The 16,466-nt window shown below is 62.6% G+C and carries 20 protein-coding genes; 11 read left to right on the plus strand and 9 right to left on the minus strand.

Annotation, left to right across the window (positions count from 1 at the left end; genetic code table 11):
- The first annotated feature begins 349 nt into the window (after positions 1–349).
- The 3 genes from ACZ9HU_RS14600 to ACZ9HU_RS14610 all read left to right on the plus strand — a co-directional run bounded on the left by ACZ9HU_RS14600 (position 350) and on the right by ACZ9HU_RS14610 (position 4,301).
- The gene (locus ACZ9HU_RS14600) at positions 350–1,351 is read left to right on the plus strand and encodes a glycosyltransferase family 2 protein (protein ID WP_476105958.1); all 1,002 of its coding nucleotides are present in this window, start codon (positions 350–352) and stop codon (positions 1,349–1,351) included.
- A gap of 99 nt (positions 1,352–1,450) precedes the next feature.
- A complete protein-coding gene (locus ACZ9HU_RS14605) occupies positions 1,451–2,374 on the plus strand; it encodes a retroviral-like aspartic protease family protein (RefSeq protein ID WP_476105959.1) in 924 nt (307 codons plus the stop codon).
- 70 nt (positions 2,375–2,444) lie between these two features.
- Positions 2,445–4,301: an ABCB family ABC transporter ATP-binding protein/permease gene (locus tag ACZ9HU_RS14610; protein WP_476105960.1), complete on the plus strand. Its 1,857-nt coding sequence runs from the start codon at positions 2,445–2,447 to the stop codon at positions 4,299–4,301.
- 33 nt (positions 4,302–4,334) lie between these two features.
- On the opposite strand, the gene ACZ9HU_RS14615 is transcribed toward ACZ9HU_RS14610, so the two are convergent.
- Genes ACZ9HU_RS14615 through ACZ9HU_RS14630 form a run of 4 tightly spaced genes read right to left on the minus strand, consistent with a single transcriptional unit; the run spans position 4,335 to position 7,054 of the window.
- Positions 4,335–4,541: a DUF1737 domain-containing protein gene (locus ACZ9HU_RS14615; RefSeq protein ID WP_476105961.1), complete on the minus strand. Its 207-nt coding sequence runs from the start codon at positions 4,539–4,541 to the stop codon at positions 4,335–4,337.
- Between the two features lie 53 nt (positions 4,542–4,594).
- Positions 4,595–5,911, minus strand: coding sequence for an ATP-dependent protease ATPase subunit HslU (gene hslU / locus ACZ9HU_RS14620; RefSeq protein WP_476105962.1), 1,317 nt, complete (start codon positions 5,909–5,911; stop codon positions 4,595–4,597).
- Positions 5,912–5,917: 6 nt separating this feature from the next.
- The gene (gene hslV, locus ACZ9HU_RS14625) at positions 5,918–6,490 is read right to left on the minus strand and encodes an ATP-dependent protease subunit HslV (protein WP_476105963.1); all 573 of its coding nucleotides are present in this window, start codon (positions 6,488–6,490) and stop codon (positions 5,918–5,920) included.
- 54 nt (positions 6,491–6,544) lie between these two features.
- Positions 6,545–7,054: an outer membrane protein assembly factor BamE gene (locus tag ACZ9HU_RS14630; protein WP_476106128.1), complete on the minus strand. Its 510-nt coding sequence runs from the start codon at positions 7,052–7,054 to the stop codon at positions 6,545–6,547.
- Between the two features lie 162 nt (positions 7,055–7,216).
- Here ACZ9HU_RS14630 and ACZ9HU_RS14635 point away from each other — a divergent pair, with 162 nt between their 5' ends.
- Both ACZ9HU_RS14635 and ACZ9HU_RS14640 read left to right on the plus strand, forming a co-directional pair.
- The gene (locus tag ACZ9HU_RS14635) at positions 7,217–7,798 is read left to right on the plus strand and encodes a ubiquinol-cytochrome C chaperone family protein (protein WP_476105964.1); all 582 of its coding nucleotides are present in this window, start codon (positions 7,217–7,219) and stop codon (positions 7,796–7,798) included.
- Positions 7,795–8,310 (plus strand): YceD family protein, encoded by a 516-nt coding sequence (locus tag ACZ9HU_RS14640; RefSeq protein WP_476105965.1) that lies wholly within the window; start codon positions 7,795–7,797, stop codon positions 8,308–8,310. Before ACZ9HU_RS14635 ends, ACZ9HU_RS14640 begins: the two co-directional genes overlap by 4 nt.
- 46 nt (positions 8,311–8,356) lie before the next feature.
- Here the strand turns inward: ACZ9HU_RS14640 and ssb are convergent, their stop codons facing one another.
- The 5 genes from ssb to ACZ9HU_RS14665 all read right to left on the minus strand — a co-directional run bounded on the left by ssb (position 8,357) and on the right by ACZ9HU_RS14665 (position 12,476).
- Positions 8,357–8,944 (minus strand): single-stranded DNA-binding protein, encoded by a 588-nt coding sequence (gene ssb, locus ACZ9HU_RS14645; protein WP_476105966.1) that lies wholly within the window; start codon positions 8,942–8,944, stop codon positions 8,357–8,359.
- Between the two features lie 15 nt (positions 8,945–8,959).
- Positions 8,960–10,804, minus strand: coding sequence for a ferrous iron transporter B (gene feoB, locus ACZ9HU_RS14650; RefSeq protein WP_476105967.1), 1,845 nt, complete (start codon positions 10,802–10,804; stop codon positions 8,960–8,962).
- The gene (locus tag ACZ9HU_RS14655; protein WP_476106130.1) at positions 10,801–11,052 is read right to left on the minus strand and encodes a FeoA family protein; all 252 of its coding nucleotides are present in this window, start codon (positions 11,050–11,052) and stop codon (positions 10,801–10,803) included. The genes feoB and ACZ9HU_RS14655 overlap by 4 nt, the downstream gene beginning before the upstream one ends.
- A 129-nt stretch (positions 11,053–11,181) precedes the next feature.
- Positions 11,182–11,847, minus strand: a complete 666-nt coding sequence (locus ACZ9HU_RS14660) for a COQ9 family protein (RefSeq protein ID WP_476105968.1) — start codon at positions 11,845–11,847, stop codon at positions 11,182–11,184.
- 11 nt (positions 11,848–11,858) lie between these two features.
- Positions 11,859–12,476: an ankyrin repeat domain-containing protein gene (locus tag ACZ9HU_RS14665; RefSeq protein ID WP_476105969.1), complete on the minus strand. Its 618-nt coding sequence runs from the start codon at positions 12,474–12,476 to the stop codon at positions 11,859–11,861.
- Positions 12,477–12,560: 84 nt separating this feature from the next.
- Between ACZ9HU_RS14665 and ACZ9HU_RS14670 the strand changes: the two genes are divergently transcribed.
- From ACZ9HU_RS14670 to ACZ9HU_RS14695, 6 genes are read left to right on the plus strand one after another with little or no spacing between them, the layout of a single operon-like run.
- Positions 12,561–13,172 carry an SCO family protein gene (locus tag ACZ9HU_RS14670; RefSeq protein ID WP_476105970.1) on the plus strand — a complete coding sequence of 204 codons (612 nt, stop codon included), beginning with the start codon at positions 12,561–12,563 and terminating at the stop codon, positions 13,170–13,172.
- Positions 13,160–13,633, plus strand: a complete 474-nt coding sequence (locus ACZ9HU_RS14675) for a YcgN family cysteine cluster protein (protein WP_476105971.1) — start codon at positions 13,160–13,162, stop codon at positions 13,631–13,633. The genes ACZ9HU_RS14670 and ACZ9HU_RS14675 overlap by 13 nt, the downstream gene beginning before the upstream one ends.
- The gene (locus tag ACZ9HU_RS14680) at positions 13,633–14,364 is read left to right on the plus strand and encodes a M48 family metallopeptidase (RefSeq protein ID WP_476105972.1); all 732 of its coding nucleotides are present in this window, start codon (positions 13,633–13,635) and stop codon (positions 14,362–14,364) included. Before ACZ9HU_RS14675 ends, ACZ9HU_RS14680 begins: the two co-directional genes overlap by 1 nt.
- A gap of 51 nt (positions 14,365–14,415) precedes the next feature.
- Positions 14,416–14,883: a hypothetical protein gene (locus ACZ9HU_RS14685; protein WP_476105973.1), complete on the plus strand. Its 468-nt coding sequence runs from the start codon at positions 14,416–14,418 to the stop codon at positions 14,881–14,883.
- Complete coding sequence (gene ribD, locus ACZ9HU_RS14690) at positions 14,883–15,872, plus strand: bifunctional diaminohydroxyphosphoribosylaminopyrimidine deaminase/5-amino-6-(5-phosphoribosylamino)uracil reductase RibD (protein WP_476105974.1); 990 nt, start codon at positions 14,883–14,885, stop codon at positions 15,870–15,872. The genes ACZ9HU_RS14685 and ribD overlap by 1 nt, the downstream gene beginning before the upstream one ends.
- On the plus strand, positions 15,845–16,462 hold the full coding sequence (locus tag ACZ9HU_RS14695) for a riboflavin synthase (protein WP_476105975.1): 618 nt from the start codon (positions 15,845–15,847) through the stop codon (positions 16,460–16,462). The genes ribD and ACZ9HU_RS14695 overlap by 28 nt, the downstream gene beginning before the upstream one ends.
- Positions 16,463–16,466 lie beyond the last annotated feature (4 nt).

A 16,466-nucleotide genomic window follows, 5' to 3' on the forward strand; every position in this document is an offset into this window, starting at 1 on the left:
AACAATGTCAAAGATCTACCGACAAAAAATGCGGACAACTCTCCATCCCCAATCTCTCAACCAGGGCTTAAAGCGTCCACTCTTGTCTGTAACCAACCCAGAAGAAGCGCTTCGAAAAGGCCGTTACCGCGTCGGTGAGAGGCCCTCTAAGCGGCTATATCGAGTCGGTCAACAGCGAACTTCATCATTCTGTCATTTTAATCACAAACAATTGTTTTTTATAAAAATTTTATCACACAACGCCCTGTATCCGCCAACATACGCTTTCTTTACCGCATATCCCTATGTTGCATACAGATCAGATTCCCACGCGCGATGCGCAAGGGCGCACAAGGAATAGCAACAGAGAATGAGCCCGCCGGAATCGCCCCGGATCAGCGTCGCCATGAGCATCTATAACGGCGAGCGTTTTCTGGTCCCTGCCATCGAAAGCATTCTGGCGCAGACCTTCGAGGATTTCGAACTACTCGCGCTCGACGATGGCTCGACCGACGCCACGCCGGACATCCTGCGCGACTATGCCCGGCGCGATGCCCGTGTGCGCCCGATTATCCGCGAAAACCGTGGCCTCATCGCCAGCCTCAACCAGATGGTGCAAGAAGCCCGCGCGCCCATCATCGCCCGCATGGACGCCGATGACATATGCCTGCCCGAACGCTTTGAACGACAATATGCCTTCCTGATGGCCAACCCCGCCTTTGCCGTCGTCGGTGCCCAGGCCGATGACATGGACGAGGAAGGCAACCACTCCACCTCCGTCGGTGAAATGCATCCGACCTCCTATGAAGAGTTTCTGGCCACCATCGACACCGGCGCGCATCTGATGTGCCACCCGGTCGCCATGTTCCGGCGCGATGTCGTGCTGGCGGTGGGCGGTTACCACGCCGCGTTTCGTCACTGCGAAGACCTCGACCTCTGGCTCCGTCTGGCCTCGGTCACCAAATTGTGCAGCCTGCCCGACACGCTGATCCACTATCGCCACTATGCCGGACAGGTTTCCAGCCGCCACGCCACCGAACAACAGACCGGCGCCGCCATCGCCCGCATTGCATATCATGAAAGGCTGGCCGGGCGCCCAGACCCCACCGAACACCTCGACCGCCTTCCCCCGATCGATGGCCTCGACATGCTCTTTGGCCGCGAAGGCATCTCGCGTCAGGTGCGCGAAAAGGTCGCGCTGGGCCTGCGCTATTCCAAGGCGGGCATGCGCGATAGCGGCTTTGACCTGCTGCTGCGCCATGTGGCCGATGGGGGAAATCGCGATGGACTGTGGCGCACCGTCGCCCGCCTCGTCCGCTTTGGCGAACCGGTGCGCGCCCTGCGCCTTGCGGCCGCTCTGGCCACGACATAGGGAAACTACGCCCCCCATTCTTTCTGGTAAAGCCACCGGCACAGGCGTATAACTCATACATGTGACGGCAATAAGCCGCACAAGCAGGAGAGAATGGCCATGGCACTTACCGCCATCGCCCTGGCCCTTGCGCTGGCCAGCACCAGCGCGGAGGGTGCAGGCGCAATAGACTTGCCGGCAACCAGCGTCGCAACCGGCCCCACCCAAACCATCGCCACCAAGACCGATGCCTATAATCGCATGACGGTGCCTGTGACCGTGCGCGAACACGGCCCGTTTCACTTCATGGTCGACACCGGCGCGCAACGGACCGTCCTGTCCGATGTCGTTGCATCGCGATTGGGCGTGACCGGCACCGAACAGGCCCAGGTGACCGGCGTTGCCGGGACGCGAAAGGTCGATGTCGTCAATGTCGACCGCCTGAAACTGGGCCGACGCAGTTGGGAGGGCAAGCAACTGCCCGTCCTGCTGGCCGATGATGTGGGCGCCGATGGCATCATCGGTCTCGACGGTTTGCAGGGGCAACGCGTTCTGATCGACTTTCGCCGCAACGAGGTTACGCTGGTCGACAGGATCAGCAAAAATCCCGAGGCGGACGGATTTGAAATCGTGGTCGAGGCGAAAAAGCATCATGGCGAACTGGTGATGACCAATGCCATGATCGATGGTGTGCGGGTTGATGTGGTGATCGACACCGGATCAGACATCAGCGTGGGCAACCGCGCCTTGCAACGCGCCTTGGGCCTTCGCATCCATGACCGCACCGAATTGCAAAGCGTGACCGGCCAAAGCATCACCGCCGACATTGCCACGGCCCAGCATTTCGCCATCGACGGTTTCAAGGTCACCGGCATGCCGATTGCCTTTACCGATTCGCCCACATTCAGCCTTCTGGGACTGGACCGGCGACCGGCGATCCTGTTGGGCATGCCCACCTTGCGCCTGTTCGACCGGGTCGCCATCGATTTTGTCAGCAAGCGGGTGCTGTTCGACATGCCATCAGCCATCGCCATGGGATCTTAGAGCCAAGTGCATAGACCTTATGTGGGGACGAGGATTGGCGTTTGCCCTCTTCATCCCTACATAGGCGGCAATGCCTCCTGATCATTCCACCTCGACCGCCCCTGCCGACAAGACGCCGCGCCATGATGGCTGGCAAACCTTGCGCCGCTTCCTACCCTATCTGTGGCCCAGCGACCGGCGTGACCTGCGCATGCGGATTGTCGCGGCGGTGGTCTTTATTCTGGCCTCGACCGCCACACAGATGGCGCTGCCCTATTTCCTGAAATGGGCGATCGACGCGATGAATGTCACCGGCCCGCGTGTGATGACCGGGGCGATGCTATTTGTGGTGGCCTATGCGGCGGGGCGGTTTGCGGGCGTGGCCTTTGACAACCTGCGCAACATCGTCTTCGAACGCGTGGGACAGGAAGCCACCCGCGCTCTGGCCGAGAACGTCTTTTCGCGGCTGCATCAACTTTCGCTGCGCTTTCATCTGGCCCGCCGCACGGGCGAGGTGACCAAGACCATCGAGCGCGGCACCAAGAGCATCGACACGATGCTCTATTTCATGCTGTTCAACATTGCGCCCACGGTGCTGCAACTGGTCATCGTGGCGGTGATCTTTCAGATCAATTTTGGCTGGGGTCTTGTGGCGGCCACCGCGCTCAGCATCGCGGCCTATATCTATGTCACGCGCAAGATCACCGAATGGCGCACGCATTTGCGCGAAAAGATGAACCGCCTCGATGGACAGGCTTTGGCCCGCGCGGTCGATTCGCTGCTGAACTATGAGACGGTCAAATATTTCGCCGCCGAAAAGCGCGAGGAGGCCCGCTATTCCTCCGCCACCCGTGCCTATGCCGAGGCCGCCACGCGCAGTGAAAACAGCCTTGGCATGCTGAACATCGCGCAAGGGTTGGTGGTCAACCTGCTGATGGCGGGCGCCACGGCCTACACGGTCTGGGGCTGGACCAAGGGGGAGTATACGTCGGGGCAACTGGTCTTTGTCCAGACCTATCTGACGCAATTGTTCCGTCCGCTCGACATGCTGGGCATGGTCTATCGCACGATCCGGCAAGGGTTGATCGACATGGCCGACATGTTCCGCCTGCTCGACACACAACAAGAGGTGCAGGACAAGCCCGGCGCCCCCGCGCTGGTGGTGCGTCAGCCTTCGGTGGTGTTTGACAATGTGGTCTTTGGCTACGACCGCGACCGCACGATCCTGCGCGGCCTGTCGTTTGAAGTGCCCGCCGGCCATCATGTCGCGCTGGTCGGCCCGTCGGGCGCGGGCAAGAGCACGATTGGCCGCCTGCTGTTTCGTTTCTACGATCCGTGGTCGGGGCGCATCCTGATCGATGGTCAGGACATTTCGGAAATCTCGCAAACCTCGCTGCGCGCGGCGCTGGGCATCGTGCCGCAGGATTCGGTGCTGTTCAACGACACGATCGGCTATAACATCGGTTACGGCCACCCCACCGGCCATGCGACCTCGGCCGATATTGAGGGCGCGGCGCGGGCAGCGGCGCTGATGGGGCTCATCGACCGCCTGCCCTCCGGTTTCGATACCGAAGTGGGCGAGCGAGGGCTGAAACTGTCGGGCGGCGAAAAGCAGCGCGTGGCGATTGCGCGCACCTTGGTGAAGAACCCGCCGATCCTGCTGCTCGACGAAGCCACCAGCGCTTTGGACACCCGGACCGAGCAGGACATTCTGGCCACGCTCCACGCCTTGTCGGAAAACCGCACCAGCCTTTCGATTGCCCACCGCCTGTCCACCATCGTCGATTCCGACAGTATTCTGGTGCTTCAGGACGGGCGATTGGTCGAACAGGGCAACCATGCGCATCTGCTGCGAATGGACGGACTTTACGCCGAAATGTGGGCCAGACAGGCTAATGAGACTCAGGCGAACGAAACCAGCGAAGCGGTCGCCAACGCTGCCGAATAGGGAAAGGGCCGGATCATCCGGCCCTTTTTCGTATCAGGTGTCCACCTCGTGCCAGACCACCGCCTGCCCTACTTTCACGCAGGCATTTTCCGCGTCATAGGTCATCGTGGGCGAACCATAAAGCCGCCACCCCTGCGTCAGGGCCTCGGACACGCGTTCGCAAAAGGCGCGGTCATCCTTGCCGGTCAGCAGGCGATAGATCGGGCGGTCATCGGGGGTTTGATAAGTTTTTTCGGTCATGGGCCGGTGATCCTGCAAAAATCGGGGGCAGCGCAAGCGCCGCCCCTCATGCATCAAAGGATGAACTTCGACAGATCCGTGTCGCGCGCCAGCGTGTTGAGCCGCGCCTCGACATAGGCCTCATCAATAGTGATCGTCTCGCCGCGACGATCCTCGGCCTCGAACGAGAGTTCCTCCAGCAAACGCTCCATCACGGTTTGCAGGCGGCGGGCGCCGATATTCTCGACATTCTCATTCACCTGCGCTGCGGTGCGGGCAATCGCGCGCACGGCCTCGGGGGTGAATTCGACCGTCACATCCTCGGTGCCCAACAAGGCGCGATATTGTTCGACCAGATTGGCGCGGGTTTCGGCCAGAATGCGCACGAAATCCTCTTCGGACAGCGCCTTCAACTCCACCCGGATCGGCAAACGGCCCTGAAGTTCGGGCAGCATGTCGCTGGGCTTGGCCACATGGAACGCGCCGCTGGCGATGAACAGGACGTGGTCGGTCTTCATCGGGCCATATTTGGTGGCAATCGTCGTGCCTTCGATCAAGGGCAACAGGTCACGCTGCACACCCTCACGCGAAACCGAGCCACCGCGCACATCCGACACGGCGATCTTGTCGATCTCGTCAATGAACACGATGCCGTTGGCCTCAGCATTGGCCAAAGCGACACGGGCCACATCGTCCTGATCCATCCGCTTTTCGGATTCTTCATCCACCAAACGGTCCCAGGCATCGGCCACGCGCATCTTGCGGCGCTTCAACGGCTTGCCGCCCATCGCCTTGCCCAGCATATCGGACAGGTTGATCATGCCGATGCCGCCGCCCATGCCGGGGATCTCCATAGAGGTCGAGGATGGTGTATCCTCCACCTCGATCTCGACCTCTACCTCGTTCATCGCGCCTTCGTTCAAGCGCTGGCGGAAACTTTCGCGGGTGGCCTCGCTGGCGCCATCGCCGACCAAAGCTTTGAGCAAGCGGTCCATTGCCGCCTTGCTGGCCGCATCGCGCACGGCCTCGCGGCGGCGCGCCTTTTCCAGACGGATCGCTTCTTCGGCCAGATCGCGGCCTATCTGTTCGACATCGCGCCCGACATAGCCGACCTCGGTGAACTTGGTCGCCTCGACCTTTACAAAGGGCGCGTCGGCCAGCTTGGCCAGACGGCGGCTGATCTCGGTCTTGCCGCAACCCGTCGGCCCGATCATCAGGATGTTCTTGGGGCTCACCTCATCGCGCAGATCCGCCGAGAGATGCTGGCGCCGCCAACGGTTGCGCAGTGCCACCGCCACGGCGCGCTTGGCGTCCTGCTGGCCAATGATATGTTCGTCCAATGCGCGGACGATCGCCTTGGGGGTCAGATTGTCATGAGTTTTGTCATTCATGGGGGGTCAACCAATCGTCTCGACCGTCACGCGGTCGTTCGTGAAGACGCAGATTTCCGCCGCCACCGCCATCGCGCGGCGGGCAATCTTTTCGGCGTCTTCTTCATAATCGGAAACGGCACGTGCAGCGGCCAGCGCATAATTGCCGCCCGAACCAATGGCCGTCACAATACCGCTATCGCTCGCTTCGGGCTCCAGCACGTCGCCATTGCCCGTCAGCACCAGCATGGTTTCGGCATCGGCCACGATCATCAACGCTTCAAGATTGCGCAGATATTTGTCGGTGCGCCAATCCTTGGCCAATTCCACCGCCGCGCGCAGCAATTGCCCGCGATGGGTCTCCAGCTTGCGCTCCAGCCGTTCGAAAAGGGTAAAGGCGTCGGCAGTGGCACCTGCGAAACCGGCAATGACCTTGCCGTCTCCGATGCGGCGCACCTTGCGCGCATTGGGCTTCATCACCGTGTTGCCCATCGACACCTGTCCATCGCCGGCGATGACGGTCTTGCCGCCCTTCTTTACGCCAACGATGGTTGTGCCATGCCACTGGATCAGCCCGTGGCCAGCTTTGCTGCTATCCATGGATAGGCATATGGGAGCGGCCCGGAAATTGTCCAGACCGCGCCGGATGAAAGATCAGCTGCCGTTGGGACCGGGGCGACCGCCGGTGCCGCCCGCACCGCCGCCCATACCGCCCGCGCCCACCGTGCCGATGTTGCCAAACAGATCTTCAAAGAAGGTCCGCTTGCGGCCCAGCGTCGGGGTCAGATCCTTGTCAGGATTGAACCGGGCGACCTTTTCCATACCCGCACGATCCACGCCCAGCACATTGCCCTTGGCATCGAAACGCACGCGCAGGATCGTCTGCGCGGTCGGTTGCGGGCGGCGGAAGGCCAGCTGCCTGGTGTCGGTGGCGATATAGTACCAGTCCTGATCGCCATACTGGCTGGACAGTGTCGGACGGCCCAGCGTGCGCTCAACCGATGTTTTGTTGTCCACGCCCGGCAAGACCGAATCCACCAATGCCGCGTCAACAAAGAACCCGCGATGGTCACGCACCGTGGTACAGCCGCCAAGGCCCATAGCCGCCAGCGCCACAGGCGCCAAAACGCCAATCTTCGCCAGCTTGCCCGAAACTGCCCGCATCACGCTACTGCTCCATCTATGGCCGGCGCCGCGCGGCGGAATTATCCGCCAATCCGCATTGCCAAAGCCTCAAGTCCATGCTTACCGAAAAACGCCTTACGGCTCCTTGACGCGCTGCGCAACTCTCGTTGCCATGCGCGCTTGGGGGCGGGCAATTGAATAATGGCTGAACAACAAAAGGAGCGGCCGACAGGCGCCATGTCCAGTGCAGCAGAACCCAAGCCCTCGCTGATTTCCCGCATCTTTGGCGGCAAATCCGATGACCATGCGGCGGTGCGCCCGCTCTGGCATGAAATCGTCACCTTTGCCCGGTCAAAACAGTGGTACGCCCCCGATGGCAAGCCGGGCATTGCCGACACGCTGGCGGGGCGATTCGATGCGATCACGCTGGTCCTCTCGCTGGTCCTGTTGCGGATGGAGGGGCCGGAGGAAATGCGGCTGCCTTCGGTGCGGCTGACCGAATTGTTCGTAACGGACATGGATGGGCAATTGCGCGAATCGGGCGTGGGCGATCTGGTGGTCGGCAAACATATCGGTCGGTTGATGAGCGTGCTGGGCGGCCGCCTTGGCGCCTATCGCGCGGCGCTGGCGGGGCAGGAAGATCTGGGCGCGGTGCTGGAGCGCAACCTGACCTTGGCGCCGGGGGCCGATCTGGCGGCGCTGGCCGACCGGGCGCGGGGGCTGGCCGATTATCTGGCCGCTCTTGACGACAAGGCCATTCTGGAAGGAAAGATCGGCCAATGAGCAACACGCCCGAATTCAGCCGGATCATCGATATCCGCCATCTTGAAGACAAGCCCATCGAACTGATCGCCACGCCCGAGGAATGCAAGGCGCTGGCCAAACGTTTCGGACTGGTGCGGATCAACAAGCTGACCGCAACCCTGACCATTACCCGCGATGGCGCGATGATCCGCGCCAATGGCCCGCTGGTTTCCGATCTGGTGCAAAGCTGCGCGATTTCGGCCGAGGATCTGCCGCAAAAGATCCGCGAAAAGCTGGCCCTGCGTTTCGTTCCCGATGCGGGCGAGGAGATCAAGCCGGACGAGGAAATCGAGCTATCCGAAGATGATTGCGACGACATTCCCTATGAGGGGGAACGTTTCGATCTGGGTGAGGCGGTGGCACAGTCGCTCGCACTGTCCATCGACCCCTTTGCCGAAGGGCCGGAGGCCGCCAAAGTGCGCGCCGCCGGTATTTTGGGACAGGAAAACAACAGCCCCTTTGCGGCGCTGGAGGCCCTGAAGAAGAAATAAAAAGGGGGCCGATTGGCCCCCTTCGCTTTTGATGCGGTCCGGCTGATCAGAACGGGATGTCGTCGTCCAGATCGTCGCCAAAACCACCGCCCGACGACGAACCGCCGCCAAAGCCGCCGCTCGAACCGCCAGACGTACGGCCCCAATCGCCGCCACCCGAGCCGCCGCCCGGCGCCCCGCCCGAACGCGCGCCGCCGCCATAGGAACCGCCCGACGAAGCGCCACCGCCCCAGTCACCGCCGCCCGAACGGCCGCCACCACCGCCGCCCTGGCCGCCACCGGGCGCACCGTCCAGCATGGTCAGCACGCCGCCAACCCCGCCCACGCTGATTTCGGTGGTGTAACGGTCATTGCCGCTCTGATCCTGCCACTTGCGGGTGCGCAACTGGCCTTCGATGTAAACCTTCGAACCCTTGCGCAGGAAACGTTCGGCAACGCCCACCAGACCGTCCGATTGCAGCACGACGCTGTGCCATTCGGTGCGTTCCTTGCGCTCGCCCGTGGCACGGTCTTTCCAGCTTTCGCTGGTCGCGATGCGCAGATTGGCGATACGCCCGCCGCTCTGGAACGACTTGACCTCTGGATCGGCCCCCAGATTCCCGACCAGAATGACCTTGTTGACGCTGCCTGCCATGAAACCCTCTTAAGCCTAGAACCCTAGCGCGATCGCGCTCCAATAGGTGATGCCCGCAAAGACATAGGCAAGCGCGAAGAGATAGGCCAGCATGAAGGCAGGCCATTTCCACCCATTTGTTTCACGCCGCGTGACAGCGATGGTGGAAATGCACTGAGGCGCGAAAACAAACCACGCCAAAAACGCCAGCGCGGTGGGCAGGCTCCAGTGCGTTTTGAGCTGATCGGACAATTGATGCGCGGTCGTATCCTCATCATCGGCCGCCACGGCATAGGTGGTGGCCAGCGAGGAAACCGCCACTTCACGCGCCATCATCGAAGGGATCAACGCCAGCGCGATGTCGCGGTTGAACCCGATGGGTTTCAACCCCACCGCCAGCCCATTGGCGATATGACCGGCAAAGGAGGCATCGACCTGATCCTGCCCCTTTTCCGCCTGTGGAAAGTTCAGCAGCAGCCAGAGGACGATGTTCACCTGAAGGATGATCGTGCCCGCCCGGCGCAGGAAGATCCAGCCACGCTGAAACAGGCCCAGCCCCAGATCGCGCAGCCCCGGCAGCTGATATTTGGGCATTTCCATGATAAAGCCGCTGGCCTTGCCCTTGGTCACCGACCCGCGCAGGATCAGAGCGACCACCATCGCACCGACAATGCCGAACACATAAAGGCCAAACAGCACCAGCCCCTGAAGGCCGACGAAGCCCACCGGACGATTGGGAATAAAGGCCGCAATAATCACCGCATAGACTGGCAGACGCGCCGAACAGGTCATCAAGGGCGCGATCAGGATCGTGGTCAGCCGGTCCTTGGGATCGGTGATCGACCGCGTCGCCATGATCCCCGGCACCGCACAGGCAAAGGAGGAAAGCAGCGGAATAAAGCTGCGCCCCGACAGGCCCACGCCCGCCATCATCCGGTCCATCAGGAATGCCGCGCGGGCCATATAGCCGGTGGCCTCAAGGACAAGGATGAAGAAGAACAGGATGATAATCTGAGGCAGGAAAACCACCACCGCGCCCACACCCGCCATCACGCCATCGGTGATGAAGTCACGCAACAGGCCCGCGCCCATCTCGACCTTGATGCCGTCGGAGAGCAGGCCGACAAAGCCTTCCAACCCGTCCTGAAGCGGCGCGGCCCATGCGAACACGGCCTGAAACACCACAAACAGCAGCGCGAGCAGGAACACCGGTCCCAACCACGGATGCAGCAGGACATCATCCATCCGCGAATGCAGGCGGTGCTTTGCGCTTTCCGAAATGATCACACCATCGGTGATGGCATGGGCCTCCATCCGGCGTTCGGCCAGATCAAGGCGCGCGCGCGGATGGGGTGCATCGCCCGCATGGCCCTCGGCCTTGGCAATCGCCTCGCCCAGTTCGGTCAGGCCCCGGCGGCGCACAGCCACAGTGGGGATCACCGGCACGCCCAGAGCATTGGACAAGGCCAGCGGATCGAGCACCAGCCCGTCACGTTCGGCCAGATCGATCATGTTGAGCGCGACCACAGTCGGCTTGCCCAGCGCGATCACTTCCTGCGCAAAGACCAGATGCTGTTCCAGATTGCTGGCGTCCAGCACGATGACCATCACGTCGGGGGCGGGTTCACCGGCAAGTTCGCCAAGGATCACCTTGCGGGTGACTTCTTCGTCCGGGCTGGTGGCGGTCAGGCCATAGGAGCCGGGAAGATCGGTCAATTCGATCGGTTCGCCATTGGGCAGGATCATGCGCCCCGCTCGCTTTTCCACGGTCACGCCGGGATAATTGGCGATTTTCTGGCGCGCGCCGGTCAAGGCGTTGAAAAGGGCGCTCTTGCCCGCATTGGGATTGCCGACCAACGCGGCCTTGTGCCAGCGGGTCACAGCCCGTTCTCCACCAGCGACACCTGCATCGCGCGGGCATGGGCGCGGCGCAGCGCCACCGTCATGCGCCCGACACGCAGCGCCAGCGGATCAGCCCCGCCGAAAACGCCGCGATGCGACACCGACAATTTGGACCCGACGTCCAGCCCCAGCGCGCGCAATCGCAACGCCTCTTCTTCAACAAGAGTGGCCCAATCGACGGCCACAATGCGGGCACTTTGTCCAACGGGAAGCATGTCGAGCGTCATCACGGATTCTGGCATCGCGGTCATGATGCTGCGCTGCCAGAGTTCGGAGGGAATTGCAACTCACTCGCAATAACCCGATACGATTTATGATGCGGTTTGGTGATTGGGGAAACGCGCAGACGTTCCCGATCAAACCTTGGCCGGATAACGCAAGCGGCCCAGCAGGCGCACCGGGCTGAAATGCATCCCGTCCCGGCGCAGCAACTGGCCCTTGATCTTTTCAAAACGCATCACCCCTTCGATGCGGCGATCGAGGAAGGCCAGCGTCTCGGCCTTGCCCTCGCTCTCGTCACTGGCAAAAACCGCCAGTGTCGCCGCATAGATGCCTGCCAGCGTGGCACGCTTGGTGTAATGATTGAAATCAACCGCCCGGTCGCCCGCAAGACGCCACATCGCATCCGCGCTTTGCCAGCCCAGACGCGCGGCCGCGGCCAGATTGCGCGGGCGCGCCATGATCGCCTGAGCGCGGCGCAAACTTTCCTCCGCCCCGCCAAGGGCCGACAGGCGAAAACGCACAAGCCGCGAAATCCGCTCACGAATCGGCAGCTTGGCCAATTCGGCCGCCGGCAAGGCCTCGACCATGGCCAGATCGATCGAGGCGATCCAAGCCGAAATCATTGCCATCGCGCCCTCATTAAAGGCATAAAGGGCGACATCTTCCGACACGCCCTTTTCGGCCGCCGCGCTGCGCACGGCTTCATCGCCCCAACCGTCGAACACCGCCGCCCGCGCCACCGCAGGCGCCAGCAGGACGCGCAATTCATCCAGCGAAAGATTTTCGGCCTCTTGCATCATACGCTCCTGATTCAGAACGACGGGCCATAGGCAGCGGCCTTGCCGCCGCTCTTCTTGGCGTTGTTGATTTCATCGACGATATTGTCGTTGCGCTCCAGCTTGGCATAATCGCGTGCGGTGCGGCCCGAACTGTCGGCGCGATCCGGGCTGGCCCCGGCCTTCAGCAAGACGCGCACCATGGCGATATCGCGGCGATGAACCGCCGAAATCAGCGGGGTTTCGCCGGTCGAATTGGGTTCATCCACCCGCGCCCCGCCCGTGATCAGCAATTCCATCCCTTCGACAAAGCCCAGATTGGCCGCCACAACCAACGGGGTCTGACCCTTGGAATCCCGAATGTTCGGGTCGGCGCCCTTGCCCAAAAGGAAGCTGATCCAGGTCGTATCCCGACGCGCCGTCACGATATGCAGCGCGGTTTCGCCCGTGGTGACATCGCGGGTGTTGATGATCGTCGTGCCCGGTTCGGCCAGAGCGTCGGTGACCTCCTGCCCTTCCTTTTTCTTCACGCTTTCGAGGAACTTATAGCTTTTCGAAAACTGGGCCTGCGCCGGCCCCGGCATGGCCACGCCCAAAGCCAGCGCCGCGATCAACGCAACACGCAGCCCGCGCAGATTTGTGCCAGAGATCACTTTACTTCCTCCATTGCCAAGCGCGCCCGCCCCAAACCCTCATGGGCGCATCATCACACCTTGCGCAAGGGGCTTTAGCAGAGCATGAACGCCCACGCCATGATCAAGCCTTTGCAAACAGCCCTGATTGCCCTGATGTCGGGTGCCCTGATGCTGGCGGGATGCCAATCCGCGCCGTCGAAATCCGAACCGCCGCTGGCGGGCGCGGCCATCGGCGGCGCTTTCACATTGGTGGGCAAGGATGGCAAGAGCGTTCAATGGTCCGATTTCAAGGGTTTCTATCGGATCGTCTATTTCGGCTATACGTTCTGCCCCGATGCCTGCCCCACGGATGTCGCGGTGGCGATGCGCGGGCTGGACGCCTTTGCCAAGGCCCATCCCAAAGAGGCCGACCGCACCCGCCCGATCTTCATCTCCATCGACCCGGCGCGTGATACGCCCAAGGTCGTGGGCGAATTTGCCGCCGCCTTCTCGCCGCGCCTGATCGGTCTGACCGGCACAGCGGCGCAGGTGGATCAGGCCGCCAAAGCCTTTGCCGTCTATTATGCGCGGGGCAAGGAAACCTCGGGCGGCTATCTGATGGACCACAGCCGCATCGCCTATCTGATGGGGCCGAATGGCGAACCCATCTCGATGCTGCCCGTCGATAAAGGCCCGCAGGCCGTCGCAGAGGACCTTGCACAATGGGTGAAATGAGAGAGCAGTTCTGGGAACTCCCGCTCCACCGCCTGAGCAAGGCGGAATGGGAAGCCCTGTGCGACGGATGCGGCCAATGCTGTCTGCACAAGGTCGAGGATGAGGACAGCGGCGACATTTACATGACCAATGTCGCCTGCAAATTGCTCGATCTGCGCACGGGCCAATGTGCCGACTACAAAAACCGCCGCACCCATGTGCCCGATTGCATCCGTCTGACGCCCAAAAGCGTGCGGCAATTGTCATGGCTGCCCGAAACCTGCGCCTATCGCCGCCGGGCCGATGATCTGCCGCTGCCCGATTGGCACTATCTTCTGACCGGCGACCGCAACAGAGTCCATGCCGCCGGCGCCAGCGTCAAGGGCCGCGCGATCAGCGAGACGGTAGCTGGCCCCCTGCACCATCACATCATCTGGCCCGAAGGCATGGAAGCGATGGAGATCATTGAGGACGAGGAATAATGCTCGACTGGCTGCGCCGCAGTCAGAATGAGGAGGATGCTCCCTCGATCGAATTGAATGGCGTGCGCGTGCCCATCGCCATTCGCCGTCTGGCCCAATCGCGCCGGATGACCATGCGTCTTGCCCCCGACGGCAGCGAGGTGCGGATCGCCATCCCGCAATGGGCGCGGACGCAGGACGCACTGGATTTCGCCAAATTGCGCGCCGACTGGCTGGCCCAGCAAATGGCGCGTCACGCGCCCAAGGTCGCGTTGGCGCCGGGCGGATTGATCCCATTTGCCGGAATGCCGCACCGGATCGCGCATATCCCCGGCTCCACCCGCCGGGTCGTGTGTGAAGGCGGGGTCATTCACATGGGCGGCGCGCTCGATTCGCTGATCCCCCGCCTGACCCGCTGGATACAGGCACAGGCGCGAGAGCATTTTACGCAGGATCTGGCCTTTTACTGCGCCCGCGCCGGGGTGCCGGTTCCCCCTCTGGCCCTGTCGGGCGCACAGGCGCGCTGGGGCAGCTGTTCGGCACGCGGCATGGTGCGACTCAACTGGCGGTTGATGATGGCCCCCGATTCGGTGCGCCGCGCCGTGGTCGCGCATGAGGTCACGCATCTGGTCCATTTCAACCATTCGCCCGCGTTTCACGCCCTGCTTGGCCAATTGTTTGAAGGCAGTATCGAGGAAACCAACCGCTGGCTCAAACGCCATGGGCGCTCGCTCTATACGCCGCTTGGCTGATCGCGGCGCATTGGGCTGGCAAATGGCGTGATTCATCCCTATCTGAGGGGCGTGATGGTGTTCAAACGCAAGAATTCGATGTGGGCCGATGTGTCCCCGACGGGCGCGGTGTCCGATTTTGTCACGGTGTGGCGCTCGGCCGGGCGTCATCGGTGGCGCTTTGTGCTGGCCGCGCTGGTGGCCAGCGGGACAGTGCTTTCGCTCATCATCCGTGAAGAACACCGCGTTCCCCCGCGCATGCCCTCGATCACCTATATCAACAGCTGGCGCGCGGACCGCACCGACGAGGAAATCAAGGCCAGCAACCTTGAGTTCCAGAAGATCAAGGATGACCGCCTGCGCGAACAGGCCGAGGCGGAAGAAGAGACCAAAAAGCTCTATCGCACGCTGGGCCGGATTTCGGGCATGGACGTGGACAAGATCGAACGCGACGCCGCCGCAGAGCGCGCCGCCGAGGCCAAGGCCGCCGCCGCCGAGGCCGAACACACCAAGGCCGTACAGGCCGCCGCCGCCAAATAATGGCCGATGCCGCCGATCTGCGCTGGCTGGCCGCCGCGGCAAGGCTGGCGGGGCGGGCGCGGCCCTTGTCCCGCCCCAATCCGGGCGTCGGGGTGATTGTGGTGCGCGATGGCGTGGTCCTTTCACGCGGGTGGACACAGGCAGGCGGGCGCCCTCATGCCGAAGCGGTGGCGCTGGACGGCGTGGATGCGCGCGGGGCAACGATCTATGTGACTTTGGAGCCTTGCGCCCATGTGTCGGCGCGGGGTCCGGCCTGCGCCGATCTGGTGGCGGCATCGGGCGCGGCGCGGGTGGTGATCGGATGCGGCGACCCCGATCCGCGCACCGCCGGGGCCGGTATCGCCCGCATTCGCGCCGCAGGTATCGCGGTGGAACAGGTCGATTGCCCCGCCTCTCGCGCATCGCTGGCGGGCTATCTGGCGCAGCGGGTGAAGGGGCGGCCGCATGTCACACTCAAACTGGCCATGTCGCTCGATGGCTGTATCGCGCGCGCCGATGGTGAAAGCCAGTGGATCACCGAGGCCGAGGCCCGCGCCCATACCCATCTGATGCGTGCGCAGTCGGACGCGATTCTGGTGGGCGGCGGCACGTTGCGGGCCGACCATCCGCGCCTTGATGTGCGTCTGCCCGGATTGGAGGCGCAAAGCCCTCGGCGTTTCGTGCTGACGCATGGGCCGGTGCCCGAAGGCTGGACCGCCCTGCCCTCACCGGACGCCATCCATGATTTGCGCGATGAACTCTATCTCTTTGTCGAAGGCGGAGCGGCCACGGCGGCATCCTTCCTTCGCGCTGGCCTTGTCGATCGCCTGCTGATCTATCGCGCGCCGATCCTGATCGGCGGCGGGCGGCAAGGCGTCGGCGAATATGGCCTTTCCGCTCTGGCGCAGGCGCATGACCGCTGGCACAAGACCGATCAACGCCAGCTTGGCAAAGACACGCTGGAAATCTATGAGGCTTTCCCATGTTTACCGGCATTGTCACCGCTTTAGGCACCATCGCACAGGCTTCTGGACAGGACCATGTCCACGCCCGGATCACCGCCCCCTTTGACCCCGCTGGCGTCGCCATCGGCGCCTCGATTGCCTGTTCGGGCGTATGCCTGACCGTGGTGGACAAGGGCGGGGTCGCGGGCGATTCGTGGTTTGCCGTGGACATTTCGGGCGAAACCACCAGCCGCACCGTCGCAGGGCGATGGGCGGTGGGCACGACGCTCAACCTCGAACCGGCGCTCAAGCTGGGCGATGAATTGGGGGGGCATATCGTCACCGGCCATGTCGATGGCGTGGGAACGGTGATCAGCGTGGGTTCAGTGGGCGACTCGATCCGCGTGATTATTGCCGCCCCCGCCGATCTGGCCCCCTATATCGCTGAAAAAGGCTCGATCACGGTCGATGGCATCTCGCTGACGGTGAACGACATCGCCGATCAGGCCGATGGCACCTGCCACTTTGCCCTCAACATCATCCCACACACCGCCAAGGTGACCACTGCGGGCCAGTGGGTTGAAGGCGCGCAGGTCAATCTGGAGATCGATGTTCTGGCGCGGTATTTGAAGCGGATGCAGGCGTTGAAGGGGTGAGTTT

Source organism: Novosphingobium sp. Sphag1I (assembly GCF_056279125.1).

What these genes read in the sequence shown, in the direction of transcription:
- ACZ9HU_RS14600 (WP_476105958.1), top strand. Translation starts at nt 350, where the DNA reads ATGAGCCCGCCGGAATCGCCCCGGATCAGCGTCGCCATGAGCATCTAT.
- ACZ9HU_RS14605 (WP_476105959.1), top strand. Translation starts at nt 1,451, where the DNA reads ATGGCACTTACCGCCATCGCCCTGGCCCTTGCGCTGGCCAGCACCAGC.
- ACZ9HU_RS14610 (WP_476105960.1), top strand. Translation starts at nt 2,445, where the DNA reads ATGCCTCCTGATCATTCCACCTCGACCGCCCCTGCCGACAAGACGCCG.
- ACZ9HU_RS14615 (WP_476105961.1), bottom strand. Translation starts at nt 4,541, where the DNA reads ATGACCGAAAAAACTTATCAAACCCCCGATGACCGCCCGATCTATCGC.
- hslU (WP_476105962.1), bottom strand. Translation starts at nt 5,911, where the DNA reads ATGAATGACAAAACTCATGACAATCTGACCCCCAAGGCGATCGTCCGC.
- hslV (WP_476105963.1), bottom strand. Translation starts at nt 6,490, where the DNA reads ATGGATAGCAGCAAAGCTGGCCACGGGCTGATCCAGTGGCATGGCACA.
- ACZ9HU_RS14630 (WP_476106128.1), bottom strand. Translation starts at nt 7,054, where the DNA reads ATGCGGGCAGTTTCGGGCAAGCTGGCGAAGATTGGCGTTTTGGCGCCT.
- ACZ9HU_RS14635 (WP_476105964.1), top strand. Translation starts at nt 7,217, where the DNA reads ATGGCTGAACAACAAAAGGAGCGGCCGACAGGCGCCATGTCCAGTGCA.
- ACZ9HU_RS14640 (WP_476105965.1), top strand. Translation starts at nt 7,795, where the DNA reads ATGAGCAACACGCCCGAATTCAGCCGGATCATCGATATCCGCCATCTT.
- ssb (WP_476105966.1), bottom strand. Translation starts at nt 8,944, where the DNA reads ATGGCAGGCAGCGTCAACAAGGTCATTCTGGTCGGGAATCTGGGGGCC.
- ACZ9HU_RS14655 (WP_476106130.1), bottom strand. Translation starts at nt 11,052, where the DNA reads ATGACGCTCGACATGCTTCCCGTTGGACAAAGTGCCCGCATTGTGGCC.
- ACZ9HU_RS14660 (WP_476105968.1), bottom strand. Translation starts at nt 11,847, where the DNA reads ATGATGCAAGAGGCCGAAAATCTTTCGCTGGATGAATTGCGCGTCCTG.
- ACZ9HU_RS14670 (WP_476105970.1), top strand. Translation starts at nt 12,561, where the DNA reads ATGAACGCCCACGCCATGATCAAGCCTTTGCAAACAGCCCTGATTGCC.
- ACZ9HU_RS14675 (WP_476105971.1), top strand. Translation starts at nt 13,160, where the DNA reads ATGGGTGAAATGAGAGAGCAGTTCTGGGAACTCCCGCTCCACCGCCTG.
- ACZ9HU_RS14680 (WP_476105972.1), top strand. Translation starts at nt 13,633, where the DNA reads ATGCTCGACTGGCTGCGCCGCAGTCAGAATGAGGAGGATGCTCCCTCG.
- ribD (WP_476105974.1), top strand. Translation starts at nt 14,883, where the DNA reads ATGGCCGATGCCGCCGATCTGCGCTGGCTGGCCGCCGCGGCAAGGCTG.
- ACZ9HU_RS14695 (WP_476105975.1), top strand. Translation starts at nt 15,845, where the DNA reads ATGTTTACCGGCATTGTCACCGCTTTAGGCACCATCGCACAGGCTTCT.